Consider the following 15,008-nt stretch of genomic DNA (forward strand, 5'->3'; position numbering starts at 1 on the left):
CTCCTAAGTATGTAATTCCTGCTAAACCATCACTAAGTGTGGCTTGTGCTCCAAATGATGGTGTGCTGTGATATAACGGACTGTCTTGGTTTTTGAACGCATGACAATGGAGTGGGTTTCAACAAGATCTCCGCCAAGGAAGCGAACTCCGTCGAGCAGCTCACCGCTAGAAACACCTGTCGCGGCAAAAATCGCATCGTCTCCTGAAACAAGGTCATCGAGCATCAGCAATTGTCTTGGATCCTTCAATCCCATAGCAATGCAGCGCTCTTCTTCCTCTATCGTCTGCGGTACGAGCCTTGCCTGCATATCGCCGCCAAGAGCTTTGATGGCAGCAGCAGAAATGACTCCCTCAGGCGCACCGCCTGTTCCTACGAAAAGGTCGACACCAGTATGCGGCAGGGCAGTCGCAATCGACGCACCTACATCGCCATCGCCGAACAGCTTCACTCTGGCGCCTTTCTGCCTGACACGCTCAATAAGCTCATCATGGCGGTCACGTTCCTGAATGATGACAGTTAAATCCTGGATTCGTTTATTGTTGGCTTCTGCAACGATTTCGATCGTCTTCTCTATTGGATCATCAAGGCTGATTTTGCCAGCTGCACTTTTGCCGACCGCGATTTTTTGCATGTACATGTCTGGTGCATGAAGAAGGGTGCCTTTATCCGCGACCGCTATAACGGCCATAGCATTATTGTGTCCCTTGGCGACGATATTCGTCCCTTCCAGCGGGTCCACCGCAATGTCGACTTTTGGGCCCATCTTTGTGCCGAGCCTTTCTCCTATATAAAGCATTGGAGCCTCATCCAATTCTCCTTCACCAATGACAACAATCCCATCCATATTGACTGAATCGAACATTCTGCGCATTGCCGTTGTGGCTGCATCATCCGCTTCATTTTTCTTTCCGCGGCCCATCCATTGGGCAGACGCAAGCGCAGCAGCCTCCGTAACCCTTACAATTTCAAGTGCCAATTCGCGTTCCAAATGTTTCTCCTCCATTTTCGACAGCATTCTCACTCAACAACAATCTTACCAGAAAAACAATCATTTCTGAATTTTTCAGAGGATTTTTTGTCTTTTTGCATGGCAAGTTCAAGTTCTGGCAGCTAAGGCTGGTTATAAGGAAAAGCTGTCAAAAGAAAGCTCAACTTAAGACAGGTTTACTGTCAAAACCATACTCGCATTCCGTTAGTCGCTAACACAATTGCCCAAATCCATCCAAAATTCATTTCACTCCACCACCAAACTTTATCCACATTCTCACAGTAACAAAGAAGTAAAAATATTTCGAAATAACTCTCTAGGAAAAAAGGTCTATTTTAGCTAAATATGGTACAATTAAGAAAAAGTTCTAGCGATCTTCTGAGAGGATTGAAACCTATGGCCCGCCGTGTTACTAGCATATTAGACAACCTGCTTGGTTGGGGGAAAATAATGTTGCCTCATTCATCAATTTGTTATTACCCTCCGCAGTTCATTTTGAGGGATCCTGTCGTATCAGGGGTGAAGAAGGCTTTTAATAATGGTTTTGAAGTTGCGGTTATCGCGTACACGATCAAGAATCATCATGACCTTGCTTCGCAGCTTGGTGAGGAGAACTGGAAGTTTCATAAGTCTCTGAAACGGCATTTCAAAGCGGTGATCGAAAAGGAAATCGATAAAGAGGACATGATTGTCCTGCATGATTACTTTAGCGACAGCCTGAGCCTGTTCATGCGGATTGACCATAACAGGTACTGTATTTCTGAAATCGATGCGAAAATGAAGAAAATCCTCAGGGAAGCGGAAAGCAGGATTTTCCTTGAGTATCCTACTGTCCAGCCTGTTTTTGATACGGGGTTTATTTTTATCGATAAATCGGTCGGTTCCGTGCACGGTGCTGTCTTAAAGGCACACCAGCAAGCTTTTGCCATGGCTGAAAAAAGAATCCAAACTGAATTCAATGAAATGGTCTTTGAAATGAAAAGAATTATCGCGCAGCAAAATATCAAGCTTTTAGCGCAGCCGATCATAGACGTCGCTACAAAGGAAATCCGTGCCTGGGAGATGCTGACCAGAGGGCCTGAGGGCACCGAGCTTGAGAGTCCGTTGCAGCTTTTTTCCGTTGCCCGGCAGACAAATATGCTCTATGACCTGGAAATGATTGTGCTGAAGAAAACGCTTGAGCAAATTACGTCGACTGGCTGCCGTGATGATATTTTTATTAATTTCACCCCGATTACCCTCGGGAATTCCAGATTCATCCGGGATCTGAAAAATCTGATGCAATCTTTTGAAAGCATCCAGCCAAATCAGATTACTTTGGAAATCACCGAGAGGGACTCGATTGAGGGAATCGAGAATTTTATCTATAATATAAAAGTGTTAAGAGGAATGGGAATCAAAATTGCGGTTGATGATACTGGAGCAGGATATGCCAGCTTGAATACCATCAGTGAAATCATGCCGGACGTCATCAAGATTGATCGTTCCGTCATCGAGAATATTGATAAGAACTCTGTGAAGGAGTCAATGCTGAAAGGGCTGCTGCTTGTTGCCAGGGAAGCAGGATCCACGGTCATTGCGGAAGGAATCGAAAATGAACATGAAGCATCGGTCCTGTCACGGAACAAGGTTGAACTGGCGCAGGGATATTTTTACGCCCGTCCTGGATTACTGAAAACCGTCTAGCATCTTTATGAGGTGATATTGAATGTACTTTGTCGACAGGGATCAAATCGAAGAAACATTGCAGTATTTAAACAGGCAAATTGACTTTTTCGAAAGCAACGGGCCATGGGAAACGCCAATGGAAAAATCAGCCCTTGAGCGTGCAGCACATACGATGATTGAAGCTGTCCTCGATGTGGGAAACGCGATGATCGACGGCTTCATCATGCGCGACCCGGGAAGCTATGAAGACATCATTGATATTCTCGATGATGAAAAGGTGGTTACTCCGGAAATGAGCGTGGGATTGAAAAAAATCGTCCTGTTCCGGAAGATGCTGGTCCAGCAGTACACAGCTGTGGACCATGCCAGCCTGATTGAAACTTTCAAGTCCGAGCTCCCTCATCTGAAGCTTTTTACAGAAAAAGTGAGAGAGTACCTGACGAATGAACTAGGGCCGGTTTCCGCTTTTAAAAAGTAAATATGACAGAAGAGACCGTTATTTTACGCGGTCTCTTTTCTTTTAAACAACAAATTTCCAGCCAGTGAGCTTTGTCCTTTGCACTTGCTGTCTAGCTTTAATAAAATGGGAGTATTCGTTTTTAAACGAGATGGGAACGATATAATTAGGAGTGATAATCATGAAAAAATATAAAGGATATTTGATTGACTTAGATGGAACAATGTATCGAGGTTCAGAGCGCATCGAAGCGGCTTCTGATTTTATAAAAAGGTTGATTGAAGCGGAAATTCCGTATTTGTTTGTAACGAATAATTCATCACGCACACCGGCACAGGTGGCGGAAAAGCTCCGCGGCTTTGATATCCCAACGACTGAGGAGCAGGTTTTCACGACAAGCCAGGCAACGGCCAACTATATATATGAGCAAAAACAAGACGCGACCGTATATGTGATTGGCGAAGAGGGAATCCAGACGGCAATCCAGGAAAAGGGCCTGAAATTTGCCGGAGAAGACGCTGATTTTGTTGTTTCCGGCATCGATCGCGGAATTACATATGAAAAGCTGGCTGTCGGCTGTCTTGCGGTCAGGAATGGTGCAACCTTCATTTCGACAAATGGGGATATTGCCATCCCGACTGAACGAGGCTTGCTTCCGGGGAATGGTTCGCTGACTTCAGTTATCGCTGTTTCCACACAAACAGATCCGATTTTTATCGGAAAGCCGGAATCGGTGATCATGGAACAGGCTTTAAAAGTACTTGGGGCAAAAAAAGAGGAGACCCTTATGGTTGGTGATTATTATGATACCGACATCCTCGCAGGCATGAGGGCAGGGATGGACACACTCCTCGTCCACACAGGGGTAACGACAAGGGAATTGCTGAAAGGTTATAATGAAATGCCAACTTACACAGTGGATTCGCTGGACGATTGGGAAGTATAAGAATAGCCACAGTAACAAAAGGGACTTGAGCCGCGAAGGCATCAGGTCCCTTTGTTTTAATTTCGCTCAAGCGCCTGTCGGATTTGACCAGGGCACTTGCGGTTTTCTCTTAATCCTCTACATTTGCTGCTCTGTGGGCTAGACGGCTTGAAGCTGCTGCCGCAACTGCCCCTACGATATCATCGAGGAAAGTATGGCATTTGCCGGATGCTTCCTTGTCATTAAGCTTTTCCAGAATGCCTGGTTTCGCTTTATCAATGAATCCATAATTCGTGAAACCAATCGATCCATATATATTCACGATTGAAAAAGCGAGGATTTCATCCACGCCGTACAAACTTTCGTCTGTTTCAATTATTGATTGCAGCGGTTCGCCAAGCTTCTTTTGCTCTGCGAGGATATCCAGCTGGATTCCTGTCAAAATCGCATTCTGAACCTCACGTTTGGATAAAACTCGTTCTACGTTTTCGATACAGTCATCCATCTGCAGATTCGGGTGGTACTTTTCCTGCAGGAAATAGACGAGATTGGCGATATCTTCTATTTCAACCCCACGTTCATGGAGCCACTTTCGGGCAGTTTCCTCTGTCATATGGATGGCGCGTTTCTTCTCTAACATCTGCATCACCTTTCTATTTTTAACTGGAATTGTCCAGCTCCAGCGCCTAGCCCCTCGAGACGTTGGTCTAGCTACGGCTCCTAACTCCTCGAGTCGTTTCAGTCCTGCCAATGAAGTCAAAGAGCGACTTCACTGTCAGGCCCTCCAGCGCTTGTCGGAGTTGGGCAGTCGCCTTCGCATTTCGAATTCGGTCCGCCCAATGAAGTCAAAGAGCGACTTCACCGGTCGGCCCTCCAACGCTTACTCGGGGCTGACCAAGGCGCTTGCGCTTTTTTATCAGCATACTCATACTCTTTATCCTATTTAACCTAAAATATTCCGCTTAATCCGTTTTAGTGAAAGAATTCATTCCTTTAAATCATTTCCCTAATGGAGCCGCTTATTCATTGTAATGTTCAATCAAGTTTTACAATCCAATACATATATTTGTAAAAGAGTGGCTTGGAAATGAGGTGCTAAAATGTTTCAAAAGATGTTAAAAGAAGTATATGGGATTTTGGCAGATTCAGAAGTATCTCTTGGAAGATATCATGGATATAAGCATAATGAAGGGCTTTATCTGATTATGGACGCTAATGGTGTAAAAGAGCAAGAAATAAGCGAGCTGGCGAGGATTGCTGATCATATGCAGAAGTCTGGTGACCGTAATGTGTCGATGCTTCTTGCAGATAAGGAAGGGAAGCAAATTTGTGATTGGGAGGGTCGGAAATACTGCGTGTTATCAAACAGGGCCGTCCCGATGCCAGGGAAATTGAAAACAGGGAGGAAACTGGCTAAATTTCATGCAAGAGGGCGGCAAATCCCCTTCAAGGTGGAAAGCATGAGCCGAGTGGGACAATGGAAGCAGCTGTGGGAAAAGCGGCTCGATCAGATGGAGAAGGTATGGAGCGGAAAGCTTTACACTGAACCGGAGAACGATTTTGAAAAAATGTTTATGGAATCTTTTCCGTATTACATGGGGCTGTCTGAAAATGCCATTCAATATCTTGCCGATACAGAGATTGATGATAAGCCGACAAGGATTGACCATGGCACTGTCTGCCATGAGCGCTTTACTAACACTGTCTGGAGAGGAGACTATTTTGTCAAAAACCCTTTTGAGTGGGTATTTGACCATGCAAGCCGAGACCTCGCTGAATGGGTCAGGGACCGATATTTTGCGAATATCCAGACGAGTCAGCCGGAGATCAAGAACTTCCTGGCTGAGTATCAATCACTGACGATGCTGTCGCCTTTTTCATGGCGGCTGCTTTACGCCAGATTGCTATTCCCGCTCCATTACTATGAGACAATCGAAAATTATTATATTACCCAATCGGAACAGACGAAACGACAGCTCGAAGACCGCTTGCGAAAGTATTTGAATCAAAGCAGTGATCATGAGCGTTTTTTGAGCCATTTTTACCATCTTAGTGACGCACCTGTAAAAGCCGCAAAACTTCCGGGCGTCGATTGGCTATTAAGGTAAACGTGCTTTTCCGCCTTAAGAAAGTGTAATTTTGTGGTAGAATTAAGTTATTCTCCAATATTAAGCGCTTTCAAAAGGAGTTAGATTATGAAGCCGTATGTTTATATCACCAGGAAATTGCCTGACGATACGATTGCTGAACTTACTGAGCTTTTTGAGGTGAAAATGTGGGAACAAGAAGATACCCCTGCCCCAAGAGAAGTTATTTTAAAAGAAGCCCAAAAAGCCAGTGCTTTAATTACAATGCTTTCTGACAAAGTCGACATGGAAGTGTTGTCTGCAGGTAATAATCTAAAAGTGGTCGCCAACCTGGCAGTTGGTTTTGACAACATTGAACTTGAAGCAGCGACAAAGCGTGGGATCATCGTGACAAACACGCCGGATGTGCTGACAGAGACAACAGCAGATCTTACTTTTGCTTTGTTGGTGGCTTCAGCCAGACGGATTGTTGAAGCGGCTGAATATATAAAGGATGGCAAATGGGATGGCTGGAGTCCGTACCTGCTTGCCGGGCATGATGTTTTTGGAAAGACAATCGGGATTGTCGGCATGGGTAAAATTGGTGAAGCAGTCGCACGCAGGGCTAAAGGCTTTGGCATGGAAATCCTTTACCATAACCGCTCCCGCAAACACGAAGCTGAAAAAGAATTGGGCGCTGTCTACAGTTCTTTCGACGATCTTGTAGCAAAATCTGATTTTGTGGTTTCTCTCGCTCCTTTGACGCCGGAAACGAGAAATCTTTTTACAGCCGATGTCTTTGCAAAAATGAAACAAAATGCGATTTTCATTAATGCAGGCCGAGGTCCGGTTGTGGACGAGCAGGCATTATATGATGCACTTAAGAATGGTGAGATTGCAGGTGCAGGTCTCGATGTCTTTGAAAAAGAGCCTATTTCCTCCGAACATCCATTACTCGAACTGCCAAATGTTACTGCGATCCCGCACATAGGCAGCGCAAGCACCGAAACGAGGACAGCGATGATCCAGCTGTGCTGCACAAATGTGAAAGCCGTACTGACAGGAGACAATCCGAAGACAATCGTCAATAAAGAAGTGATTCAATAATCTAAAAATCCTTCCCTTATGAGCGGGAAGGATTTTTAATTGAAATATTTAAAATTTTTTTACACTTACAGCACCATAGGATTAAGCGTTTACACAGGAAAAGCATCCTAAATATTCCTTGTAAAAGCTGTTTTTGCTCTTTATAATGTCTACTATACAAATACAAGTGTACATTTAGAATAGACATTAGAGAGGGGAAGAGAAAATGCAGGCAATCTCGGTTGGACTTCTGGGTTTAGGAACAGTGGGGTCAGGTGTGGTCAGGATTATTGAAAACCACCAGGATAAATTAATGCACCAGGTTGGGTGCCCGATTAAAGTGAAGAAAATCCTTGTTCAGGATGTTGATAAAGAAAGGTCGGTTAAAGTGGACCCTTCCCTCCTGACGGTGAATCCAGCAGATATTATGGAAGACCCGGAGATTGAGGTAGTCATCGAGGTGATGGGAGGCATTGAGGATACTCGGAATCATTTGCTTCAGGCATTAAGGAGCAAAAAGAATATTGTGACGGCAAACAAGGATTTGATGGCTGTCCATGGTTCCGAGCTTTTAACAGTTGCCAACGAAAATGGCTGCGATCTCTTTTTTGAAGCGAGCGTCGCCGGAGGGATTCCGATTTTGCGAAGTCTGGTGGATGGTCTTGCATCTGACAGAATCACAAAGATGATGGGGATTGTGAATGGCACAACAAACTACATTTTAACGAAGATGAGCCAGGAGGGACTGGCGTATGATAGCGTGTTAAAGGAAGCGCAGCAGCTTGGGTACGCGGAGGCAAACCCTGCATCTGACGTAGAAGGACTGGATGCAGCGCGGAAAATGGCGATCATGGCCACATTAGGGTTTTCGATGAAGATTGATCTTGATGATGTGAAATTTAAGGGAATAACTTCTGTAACCGAGGAAGACCTGCAATATGGGAAACAGCTGGGCTATACGATGAAATTGCTCGGCATCGCCGTTCGTGAAGGCGAAAAAGTCGAGGTTTGCGTAGAGCCGGCACTGCTGCCTTCATCGCATCCGCTTGCATCTGTCAATAATGAGTACAATGCGGTATATGTCTATGGTGAAGCAGTCGGGGAGACGATGTTTTACGGTCCTGGAGCTGGAAGCTTGCCAACTGCCACAGCAGTGGTCTCGGACCTTGTTGGCGTCGTCAAAAACATGCGCCTTGGAGTAAATGGCAATTCATTTGTCACTCCGCAGTATGAGAAGCAGCTGAAGGATGATGGAGAAGTGAACTCAAAGTACTTCCTGCGTCTCCATGTTCATGACGAAGTAGGTGTATTCTCGGAAATCACCTCTCTTTTCGCGAACCATGGCGTCAGCTTCGAAAAAATCCTCCAGATGCCTTTGAAGGAAAAGGAGCTTGCGGAGATTGTGGTCGTTACACATCAGGCTTCTCTGAGGGATTACCAGAATATTTTAATGGAGCTGCGCGACCTGAGGGTTGTGAAGGACGTTAAAAGCTCATACAGGGTCGAAGGAAGTGTCAGCGCATGAGATGGCGAGGTCTTTTGAGTGAATACCGTGAATACTTGCCGGTCAATGATGAAACACCATTGTTCACCCTCCATGAAGGCAATACGCCGCTGATCAGGCTTGACCAGCTGTCAGAGGAGTGGGGGATCGATCTATATGTAAAAGTAGAAGGAGTAAATCCTACCGGCTCATTCAAAGATAGAGGGATGGTCATGGCAGTCGCCAAGGCTAAGGAGGCAGGCAGTGACACAGTCATCTGCGCCTCCACAGGCAATACCTCTGCCTCGGCGGCAGCTTATGCGGCAAGGGCAGGATTAAGGTGCATAGTCGTCATTCCTGATGGGAAAATCGCAATGGGCAAACTCGCCCAGGCCGTGATGTATGGCGCAAGCATCGTTTCGATTGAAGGAAACTTTGATGAAGCACTGAAAATGGTCAGGGCGATCAGTGAAACAGAACCTGTGACCCTCGTAAATTCAGTGAACCCTTACCGACTTGAGGGGCAAAAAACAGCTGCCTTTGAAATATGTGACCAGCTGGGCGGCGCACCTGATATCCTAGCCATTCCAGTAGGAAATGCCGGAAATATCAGTGCCTACTGGAAAGGCTTCAAAGAATACGATGCCAGTAAGCGCACTGGTTTGCCGCGGATGTTCGGTTTTGAGGCGGAAGGGGCAGCCGCCATTGTCAAGGGGCAGCCGATTGAACAGCCGGAGACGATTGCAACGGCAATCCGCATTGGCAATCCGGCAAGCTGGGATCTCGCCGTTTCAGCCCGTGACGAATCTGAAGGGAAGATCGACTTTGTGACGGATGATGAAATTTTACAAGCATACAGATTGCTGGCGGCTTCGGAAGGGATTTTCGCTGAGCCAGGTTCCTGTGCATCGCTGGCGGGTATCCACAAACTTTTACAACGGGGAGAAATACCTCGAGGCTCCAGAATCGTTGCCGTGTTGACAGGAAATGGTTTGAAGGATCCTTCAACAGCGATTGACATCAGTTCGATTTCACCAGTGCTGCTTCCAAATGACGAGAGCATCGTCAGTGACTATATCAGAGGAGTGGTCCGGCAATGAAGGGAGTCGAGGAGCCATTAGCTGCCGGGGTAGGCAGGGGAAGAGTTTTATCGGTAAAAGTTCCGGCCAGCTCAGCGAACCTGGGCCCTGGTTTTGACTCCCTCGGCGTCGCTTTGAATCTCTATATGGAAGTACAGGCTGTAATAAGTGAAAAATGGGGTGTTGTTCCCTTATCGACTTCCTTAGCAGGTTTTCCTGTTGATGAAAAAAACTTCATTTGCCAGATTGCGATCAAAACAGCAGAGTTGTACAAGCAAGAAATGCCATCGCTCCATATCTCTGTGAAAAGCGAGATCCCGCTCGCGAGGGGACTTGGTTCCAGCGCAGCAGCCATCGTCGCTGGAGTCGAGCTGGCCAATGAATTTTGCGGGTTACAATTGACACGTTATGAAAAATTGACGGTCGCTTCCAGGTTTGAAGGCCACCCTGATAATGCCGGAGCAAGTCTGTTTGGAGGCGTCGTTATAGGCAGTCAAATTGGGGATGAGGTCGATTTAACCGTTCTTGACCAGATCCAGTTTGACCCGGTACTGGTCGTTCCTAAGCAGGAGCTGCTGACAGAAGCTTCACGTGATGTCCTCCCGGATGTGATGGACTTTCAGCGAAGTGTCCAGGCAAGTGCTGTTGCTAACCAGCTGCTCGCTGCCCTGATGACACAGAATTGGGCTCTCGCAGGCAGGATGATGGGCGCTGATTTATTCCATCAACCATACAGGAAAGCACTTGTGCCATTTTATGAAGAAGTTCATGAAAAAGCAATTCAATCAGGAGCATTCGGCGCAGCACTGAGCGGGGCGGGGCCATCGCTCCTTTGCCTGGTACAACCCGGAAAAGGGGAAGAAGTGGCAGAAAAATTGAAACGGCAGCTAACGGGGATGGAGATTTTCAGCCTGCAGATTGATCAAGAAGGCTGCAGGTCATCATTTAGGTAATGATTATTTAAAATTTGTTTTTAATAAATAGCCTTAAAAAAAGCGGTTTTGCCATTCACAGGCAAAACCGCTTTATTATTGGTTAATTAGAATACCTGTTCAACCTCAACAACGCCAGGTACTTCTTCTAAAAGTGCGCGTTCAATTCCAGCCTTAAGCGTGATTGTGGAGCTCGGGCAGCTTCCGCATGCACCCAGCAGGCGAAGTTTAACAATGCCATCCTCAATATCAACTAATTCGCAGTCTCCACCATCGCGAAGAAGGAATGGGCGCAATTTATCTAATACTTCCTGTACTTGCTCAAACATTTGCTGTTCAGTCATGCAAATCGACTCCTTTCATAATACTTATTATAATCTTATCGGCCGGAAAAATCTATCCAATAAACTGAAAAACCAGTGAACACAGTTTTTTCCTTATGCATCTATTTCATCGTATAGTAAAATAAAAGAAAATAACAGGGGGTAATTGATAATGGAACGTAAAGAGGTAGAAATCGTCGTTTACGGTGCAGAAGTGTTATGCCCAAGCTGTGTGAACCTGCCATCCTCAAAAGAAACATATGAATGGCTTGAAGCCGCGATCGGCCGCAAATACGCAGACCAGCCATTCAAAATTGTTTATGTTGATATCCACAACCCTCCAGCAGAGGAAGATAAAAAGGAATTCGCCGAAAAAGTAATTGAAGAAGACATGTTTTACCCTGTCGTCCTGCTCGAAGGCAAGATTGTCGGCGAAGGAAACCCGAAATTGAAAACAATATACGCAGAATTAGAGAAATATGGCTACGTTCCAGCTTAAATCTGTTAAAAGCATTCCGAATTGGGATGCTTTTTCTCTTATTGAGAAGGTTTAGGATGAAAATCACGATTTCTTAAGTGCGAAATACTTTTTATAGCGAGAATTTTATTTTTATAGCGAATTGGCAATTCCACTCGATTTTTACCAATTTTGTTTAATCCTTTTAAATAAAAAAACCGGGCATCCTCGCCCGGTTCACAATTGATCAACCATTATGATATTTATACATCCACAAAATACCTGACTTTAGCAAACGTGCGACACGGCCAGTTATTGGGCGTTCGGCGACAAGGCCGAAGCCGTGCTTTTTGCCGAGTGAACCGATGACGCCTTTCAGCTTGATCGGCGGGAATGATTCAGGGGGTTCTTCACCCTTCCAGCGTTTTTGCAGTACCTGGACGATTTGTTCTGCCTGGCCTTCTGCAAGCTGGGCGCTTGGAGCGTGAGGCAGGCTCGCGCAGTCACCGACTATATAAACCTTTTCATAGCCTGGCAGATTATGCTGCGGTGTTACCAGTGCACGGCCCATGCCGTCTTTTTCAACGTCCATCTCGCGTACAAGTCTATTAGCCTGAATTCCGGCCGTCCAGACGATGGCGTCACATACAATCGGTTCATCGTGATTATAGAGTACATTTTTCTGTACTTCCGTAATATTCGCGTTGTTGATGATCTCAACATTATGATTATCGAACCAATTTTCGACGTACGTGCTCAGGCGTTCAGAAAAGGCAGACAAGATATGGTTGCCGCGGTCAAAAAGCTTAATTTTCAGGTCTTTGCGGCTTTCCGCCAATTCGCTTGCAAGCTCAACACCACTTAATCCAGCGCCGACGATTGAAACGGTGGAACCTGCTGGCAAATTATTCAGTGCCTGATAGGTTGCGCGGGACTTTTCAATTGATTGGATACTGTATGTGAACTGGTCAGCTCCTGGAACATTATGATATTTATCTTCACAGCCAAGTCCGATAATAAGGTCATCAAATTGAACGGACTCATCTCCTTGCAGCTCAACCTTTTGATCCTCGAGATTAACGGCAGTGACTTCCGCATATTTTACCTGAAGGCGGGGGTGCTCAGGAAAGGCCACCCGAATATGTTGGTCTGAAATCGTACCTGCAGCCAGGGCATAGTATTCTGTTTTTAAACAGTGGTATGGAACACGGTCAATCAGCGTGATCGATACATCTTCCGGCAGATCATTCGGCAGCAATTTATTAAGGACACGCATGCCGCCATAGCCGCCGCCAAGGATAACGAGATTTTTCATGTGAATTTCCCCTTTTTAACTCTTCGAAAGACAGTTAATGAAGTTTCTCCAGCTCGTTCTGCAAAATCCGTAAACGGATACATTTTTTCGAAATTATTCTGCAATATTTATATGCTCAATAAATCACCATAAAAAGTATAACGAAATTGTGACAAAATAACAACAATTTTATGGATGCTGCAAGCCTGTAAAATTGACGATTTTCCAGAAAAGGGTTACGATTAAAAATTAGTAGAGAGGTGAAACAAATGATTAAGCCAATCATTGAATTTTGTATCAGCAATCTAGCGAGCGGTTCGCAAAAAGCCAGGGCGGAACTGGAGAAGGATTACGATCTGGACGTCATCGAATACGGCTGCCTTGGTTACTGCGGAAAATGCGCCCAGTCCATGTTCGCGCTTGTAAACGGGGATCCAGTAGTGGGAGATACTCCCGAAGAACTAGTAGAAAATATTTATAAATATTTGGACGAGAATCCGATGTTTTAATATAGAAAAAGGCTGGCGTGGTATCGGACCATCGCCAGCCTTTTTTCATTTCTTAGCAAATTATAAGATTATTCACTAGTGGATAACTACATTTAGTGTTCTTAATCTAGCTCCAGCGCCTAGCCCCTCGAGTCGCTTGTCTAGCTGCGGCTCCTACTCCTCGAGACGTTTCGGTCCTGCCAATGAAGTCAAAGAGCAACTTCACTGTCAGGCCCTCCAACGTTTGTCGGAGTTGGGCAGTCGCCTCCGCTTTTTGAATTGTCTAGTGTCGCCTCTTAGAAACTCCGAAACTTCAACTCCGCCGGCAGAAGCAAAAAGCGCTTCTTTGTCGCAGTCTCCAGTTTCTGCGTTTCTGAACAGTCGGCTATACTTTTCGATTTCGGTCCGCCCAATGAAGTCGAAGAACGACTTCACCGGTCGGCCCTCCAGCGCTTGTCGGGGCTGAACGAGGCGCTTGCGCTTTTTGTTCTGTGAGCAGGGCAGACTCTAGCTGCCCGAAACGACTTTATCTTCACGCATCTCCTGCCAGCGATCCTTTGCGATCTGGATGATCTGCGGTTCCACTGACTGCCTCTGCTTTTCGATTACTTTTGAGAAAAAGCGGACCGCGTCCTGGGTATTGCCAATCCTTCTTGAGAGTTCGCCAATCAGGTACATAAGCCGCAGCTCTGATACCTGGGTTCCTTTATAGTCTCCGGTACTGTACGATTCAGTATATTCCTTAAGGGAGAGTTTTAAAAAGCGCAATTCCTGATCGAGGTTTTCGGTTGAGCGATACAGCCAGGCAAGTCGAATGTAAAGACCGGCTGTGACAATATGCTTCTCCTTTTTTAGCATCGAGCTGTAGGCAGCAAGCTTAAAAGTATTCAATGCATCCTGGATTGTCCGCTCTGCTCCATAGTCGTGCGGTACCCACTGATTGCAGATTTTATCCTGAATGACTTGTTTAGCGCCGGGCGGAAAGTAACTGCTGAAGTCGTCGGTAAAGGAATAGCCACAGTCAGGACAGACATTGATATAGTAAAAGTTGGGGTTTTCAAAACCATCGGCATATAGAGGGGCAAAGTCAGTATCAAAGTTGAGGACCTTAACAAAACGCGAGCGGACCTTCTTGGTAGTGAAGGAATTCTCGCACATTGCGCATGTGTACTTTTTATCATAGAGCGGTACTAGTTGAGTCATCATCGTCACCTGCCAATTCTCCTAGAATTTCAAAAAGCGGTTTGGGTATATTATACCAATTTATTTGGCTGTCCGGTGGTAAAAATATGAAGAAAATTCTTTTTCGGCTCGATTGGTTGAGGATTGGAAAAACAGTGAGTATACTATAATAAAGGGATCAAGGAGGTTTTATAATGGATAACATTGTGATCTTAACTGAAGAAGCTGCATTGCAGGTTAAAGATATGATGAAACAAAACGAGACGGAAGACGCTTACCTTCGCGTTTCTGTAAAAGGCGGCGGCTGCAGCGGCCTGTCGTACGGCATGGGTTTTGCCCATGAAGTGGAAGAAGGCGACACGCAATTAGAGCAGCACGGCATCAAAATCCTTGTTGATAAGGAAAGCGCACCAGTCCTGAACGGGACGAAAATCAGCTATAAGCAGTCTTTGATGGGCGGCGGCTTCACGATCGAGAACCCAAACGCGATCGCATCATGCGGCTGCGGCTCTAGTTTCAAAACGGCAACTCGTGAAGGAACACCTGAAGAGTGCTAAAAAAAAAGCAAGGTCCGCGGA

Annotated in this window: 17 protein-coding genes; 11 read left to right on the forward strand and 6 right to left on the reverse strand. The window is 45.7% G+C overall.

Annotated elements, in window-relative coordinates; genetic code table 11:
- Positions 1-21: 21 nt before the first annotated feature.
- On the reverse strand, positions 22-990 hold the full coding sequence (gene glpX, locus J7I80_RS13950) for a class II fructose-bisphosphatase (protein WP_214738952.1): 969 nt from the start codon (positions 988-990) through the stop codon (positions 22-24).
- A 450-nt stretch (positions 991-1,440) separates the two neighbouring features.
- On the opposite strand from glpX, the gene J7I80_RS13955 reads away from it, so the two are divergent.
- The 3 genes from J7I80_RS13955 (at position 1,441) to J7I80_RS13965 (ending at position 4,061) form a co-directional block, all read left to right on the forward strand.
- A complete protein-coding gene (locus tag J7I80_RS13955; RefSeq protein WP_251027767.1) occupies positions 1,441-2,676 on the forward strand; it encodes an EAL domain-containing protein in 1,236 nt (411 codons plus the stop codon).
- 22 nt (positions 2,677-2,698) lie between these two features.
- Positions 2,699-3,136 (forward strand): DUF86 domain-containing protein, encoded by a 438-nt coding sequence (locus J7I80_RS13960; RefSeq protein ID WP_214738954.1) that lies wholly within the window; start codon positions 2,699-2,701, stop codon positions 3,134-3,136.
- Between the two features lie 160 nt (positions 3,137-3,296).
- A complete protein-coding gene (locus tag J7I80_RS13965; RefSeq protein ID WP_214738955.1) occupies positions 3,297-4,061 on the forward strand; it encodes a TIGR01457 family HAD-type hydrolase in 765 nt (254 codons plus the stop codon).
- A 109-nt stretch (positions 4,062-4,170) separates the two neighbouring features.
- Here the strand turns inward: J7I80_RS13965 and J7I80_RS13970 are convergent, their stop codons facing one another.
- Complete coding sequence (locus tag J7I80_RS13970) at positions 4,171-4,653, reverse strand: phosphatidylglycerophosphatase A family protein (protein WP_483297704.1); 483 nt, start codon at positions 4,651-4,653, stop codon at positions 4,171-4,173.
- A 487-nt stretch (positions 4,654-5,140) separates the two neighbouring features.
- Here J7I80_RS13970 and yutH point away from each other — a divergent pair, with 487 nt between their 5' ends.
- The 5 genes from yutH (at position 5,141) to thrB (ending at position 10,707) form a co-directional block, all read left to right on the forward strand.
- On the forward strand, positions 5,141-6,148 hold the full coding sequence (gene yutH / locus J7I80_RS13975) for a spore coat putative kinase YutH (RefSeq protein WP_214738956.1): 1,008 nt from the start codon (positions 5,141-5,143) through the stop codon (positions 6,146-6,148).
- A gap of 84 nt (positions 6,149-6,232) precedes the next feature.
- Complete coding sequence (locus J7I80_RS13980) at positions 6,233-7,213, forward strand: 2-hydroxyacid dehydrogenase (RefSeq protein ID WP_214738985.1); 981 nt, start codon at positions 6,233-6,235, stop codon at positions 7,211-7,213.
- 205 nt (positions 7,214-7,418) lie between these two features.
- The gene (locus tag J7I80_RS13985) at positions 7,419-8,717 is read left to right on the forward strand and encodes a homoserine dehydrogenase (RefSeq protein WP_214738957.1); all 1,299 of its coding nucleotides are present in this window, start codon (positions 7,419-7,421) and stop codon (positions 8,715-8,717) included.
- Entirely contained in the window at positions 8,714-9,775 is a 1,062-nt protein-coding gene (gene thrC, locus J7I80_RS13990) for a threonine synthase (RefSeq protein ID WP_214738958.1), read from the forward strand. Before J7I80_RS13985 ends, thrC begins: the two co-directional genes overlap by 4 nt.
- Complete coding sequence (thrB, locus tag J7I80_RS13995) at positions 9,772-10,707, forward strand: homoserine kinase (RefSeq protein ID WP_214738959.1); 936 nt, start codon at positions 9,772-9,774, stop codon at positions 10,705-10,707. Before thrC ends, thrB begins: the two co-directional genes overlap by 4 nt.
- 86 nt (positions 10,708-10,793) lie before the next feature.
- Here thrB and J7I80_RS14000 read toward each other — a convergent pair whose 3' ends face one another.
- Positions 10,794-11,030 (reverse strand): NifU family protein, encoded by a 237-nt coding sequence (locus tag J7I80_RS14000; protein WP_041966137.1) that lies wholly within the window; start codon positions 11,028-11,030, stop codon positions 10,794-10,796.
- A 151-nt stretch (positions 11,031-11,181) separates the two neighbouring features.
- Here J7I80_RS14000 and J7I80_RS14005 point away from each other — a divergent pair, with 151 nt between their 5' ends.
- Positions 11,182-11,508, forward strand: a complete 327-nt coding sequence (locus J7I80_RS14005) for a YuzD family protein (RefSeq protein ID WP_214738960.1) — start codon at positions 11,182-11,184, stop codon at positions 11,506-11,508.
- Between the two features lie 205 nt (positions 11,509-11,713).
- Here J7I80_RS14005 and J7I80_RS14010 read toward each other — a convergent pair whose 3' ends face one another.
- Positions 11,714-12,781 (reverse strand): NAD(P)/FAD-dependent oxidoreductase, encoded by a 1,068-nt coding sequence (locus J7I80_RS14010; protein ID WP_214738961.1) that lies wholly within the window; start codon positions 12,779-12,781, stop codon positions 11,714-11,716.
- Between the two features lie 248 nt (positions 12,782-13,029).
- Here J7I80_RS14010 and J7I80_RS14015 point away from each other — a divergent pair, with 248 nt between their 5' ends.
- Entirely contained in the window at positions 13,030-13,269 is a 240-nt protein-coding gene (locus J7I80_RS14015; RefSeq protein WP_192470158.1) for a YuzB family protein, read from the forward strand.
- A 207-nt stretch (positions 13,270-13,476) separates the two neighbouring features.
- Here the strand turns inward: J7I80_RS14015 and J7I80_RS14020 are convergent, their stop codons facing one another.
- Both J7I80_RS14020 and J7I80_RS14025 read right to left on the reverse strand, forming a co-directional pair.
- Positions 13,477-13,683 carry a hypothetical protein gene (locus J7I80_RS14020; RefSeq protein WP_214738962.1) on the reverse strand — a complete coding sequence of 69 codons (207 nt, stop codon included), beginning with the start codon at positions 13,681-13,683 and terminating at the stop codon, positions 13,477-13,479.
- 72 nt (positions 13,684-13,755) lie between these two features.
- The gene (locus J7I80_RS14025; protein ID WP_353050112.1) at positions 13,756-14,454 is read right to left on the reverse strand and encodes a DUF2225 domain-containing protein; all 699 of its coding nucleotides are present in this window, start codon (positions 14,452-14,454) and stop codon (positions 13,756-13,758) included.
- Positions 14,455-14,624: 170 nt separating this feature from the next.
- On the opposite strand from J7I80_RS14025, the gene J7I80_RS14030 reads away from it, so the two are divergent.
- Positions 14,625-14,987, forward strand: a complete 363-nt coding sequence (locus tag J7I80_RS14030; protein ID WP_214738963.1) for a HesB/IscA family protein — start codon at positions 14,625-14,627, stop codon at positions 14,985-14,987.
- Positions 14,988-15,008 lie beyond the last annotated feature (21 nt).

Source organism: Bacillus sp. ISL-41 (assembly GCF_018613235.1).
In the GTDB taxonomy this organism is placed as follows: domain Bacteria; phylum Bacillota; class Bacilli; order Bacillales; family Cytobacillaceae; genus Mesobacillus.

Excerpts from the sequence above, each read along its gene's own strand:
- J7I80_RS13960 (WP_214738954.1), top strand. The coding sequence starts at position 2,699 with ATGTACTTTGTCGACAGGGATCAAATCGAAGAAACATTGCAGTATTTA.
- J7I80_RS13955 (WP_251027767.1), top strand. The coding sequence starts at position 1,441 with ATGTTGCCTCATTCATCAATTTGTTATTACCCTCCGCAGTTCATTTTG.
- J7I80_RS14025 (WP_353050112.1), bottom strand. The coding sequence starts at position 14,454 with ATGATGACTCAACTAGTACCGCTCTATGATAAAAAGTACACATGCGCA.
- yutH (WP_214738956.1), top strand. The coding sequence starts at position 5,141 with ATGTTTCAAAAGATGTTAAAAGAAGTATATGGGATTTTGGCAGATTCA.
- J7I80_RS13985 (WP_214738957.1), top strand. The coding sequence starts at position 7,419 with ATGCAGGCAATCTCGGTTGGACTTCTGGGTTTAGGAACAGTGGGGTCA.
- J7I80_RS13965 (WP_214738955.1), top strand. The coding sequence starts at position 3,297 with ATGAAAAAATATAAAGGATATTTGATTGACTTAGATGGAACAATGTAT.
- J7I80_RS13970 (WP_483297704.1), bottom strand. The coding sequence starts at position 4,653 with ATGACAGAGGAAACTGCCCGAAAGTGGCTCCATGAACGTGGGGTTGAA.
- J7I80_RS14010 (WP_214738961.1), bottom strand. The coding sequence starts at position 12,781 with ATGAAAAATCTCGTTATCCTTGGCGGCGGCTATGGCGGCATGCGTGTC.
- J7I80_RS14005 (WP_214738960.1), top strand. The coding sequence starts at position 11,182 with ATGGAACGTAAAGAGGTAGAAATCGTCGTTTACGGTGCAGAAGTGTTA.
- J7I80_RS14015 (WP_192470158.1), top strand. The coding sequence starts at position 13,030 with ATGATTAAGCCAATCATTGAATTTTGTATCAGCAATCTAGCGAGCGGT.
- J7I80_RS14030 (WP_214738963.1), top strand. The coding sequence starts at position 14,625 with ATGGATAACATTGTGATCTTAACTGAAGAAGCTGCATTGCAGGTTAAA.
- thrB (WP_214738959.1), top strand. The coding sequence starts at position 9,772 with ATGAAGGGAGTCGAGGAGCCATTAGCTGCCGGGGTAGGCAGGGGAAGA.
- thrC (WP_214738958.1), top strand. The coding sequence starts at position 8,714 with ATGAGATGGCGAGGTCTTTTGAGTGAATACCGTGAATACTTGCCGGTC.
- J7I80_RS14000 (WP_041966137.1), bottom strand. The coding sequence starts at position 11,030 with ATGACTGAACAGCAAATGTTTGAGCAAGTACAGGAAGTATTAGATAAA.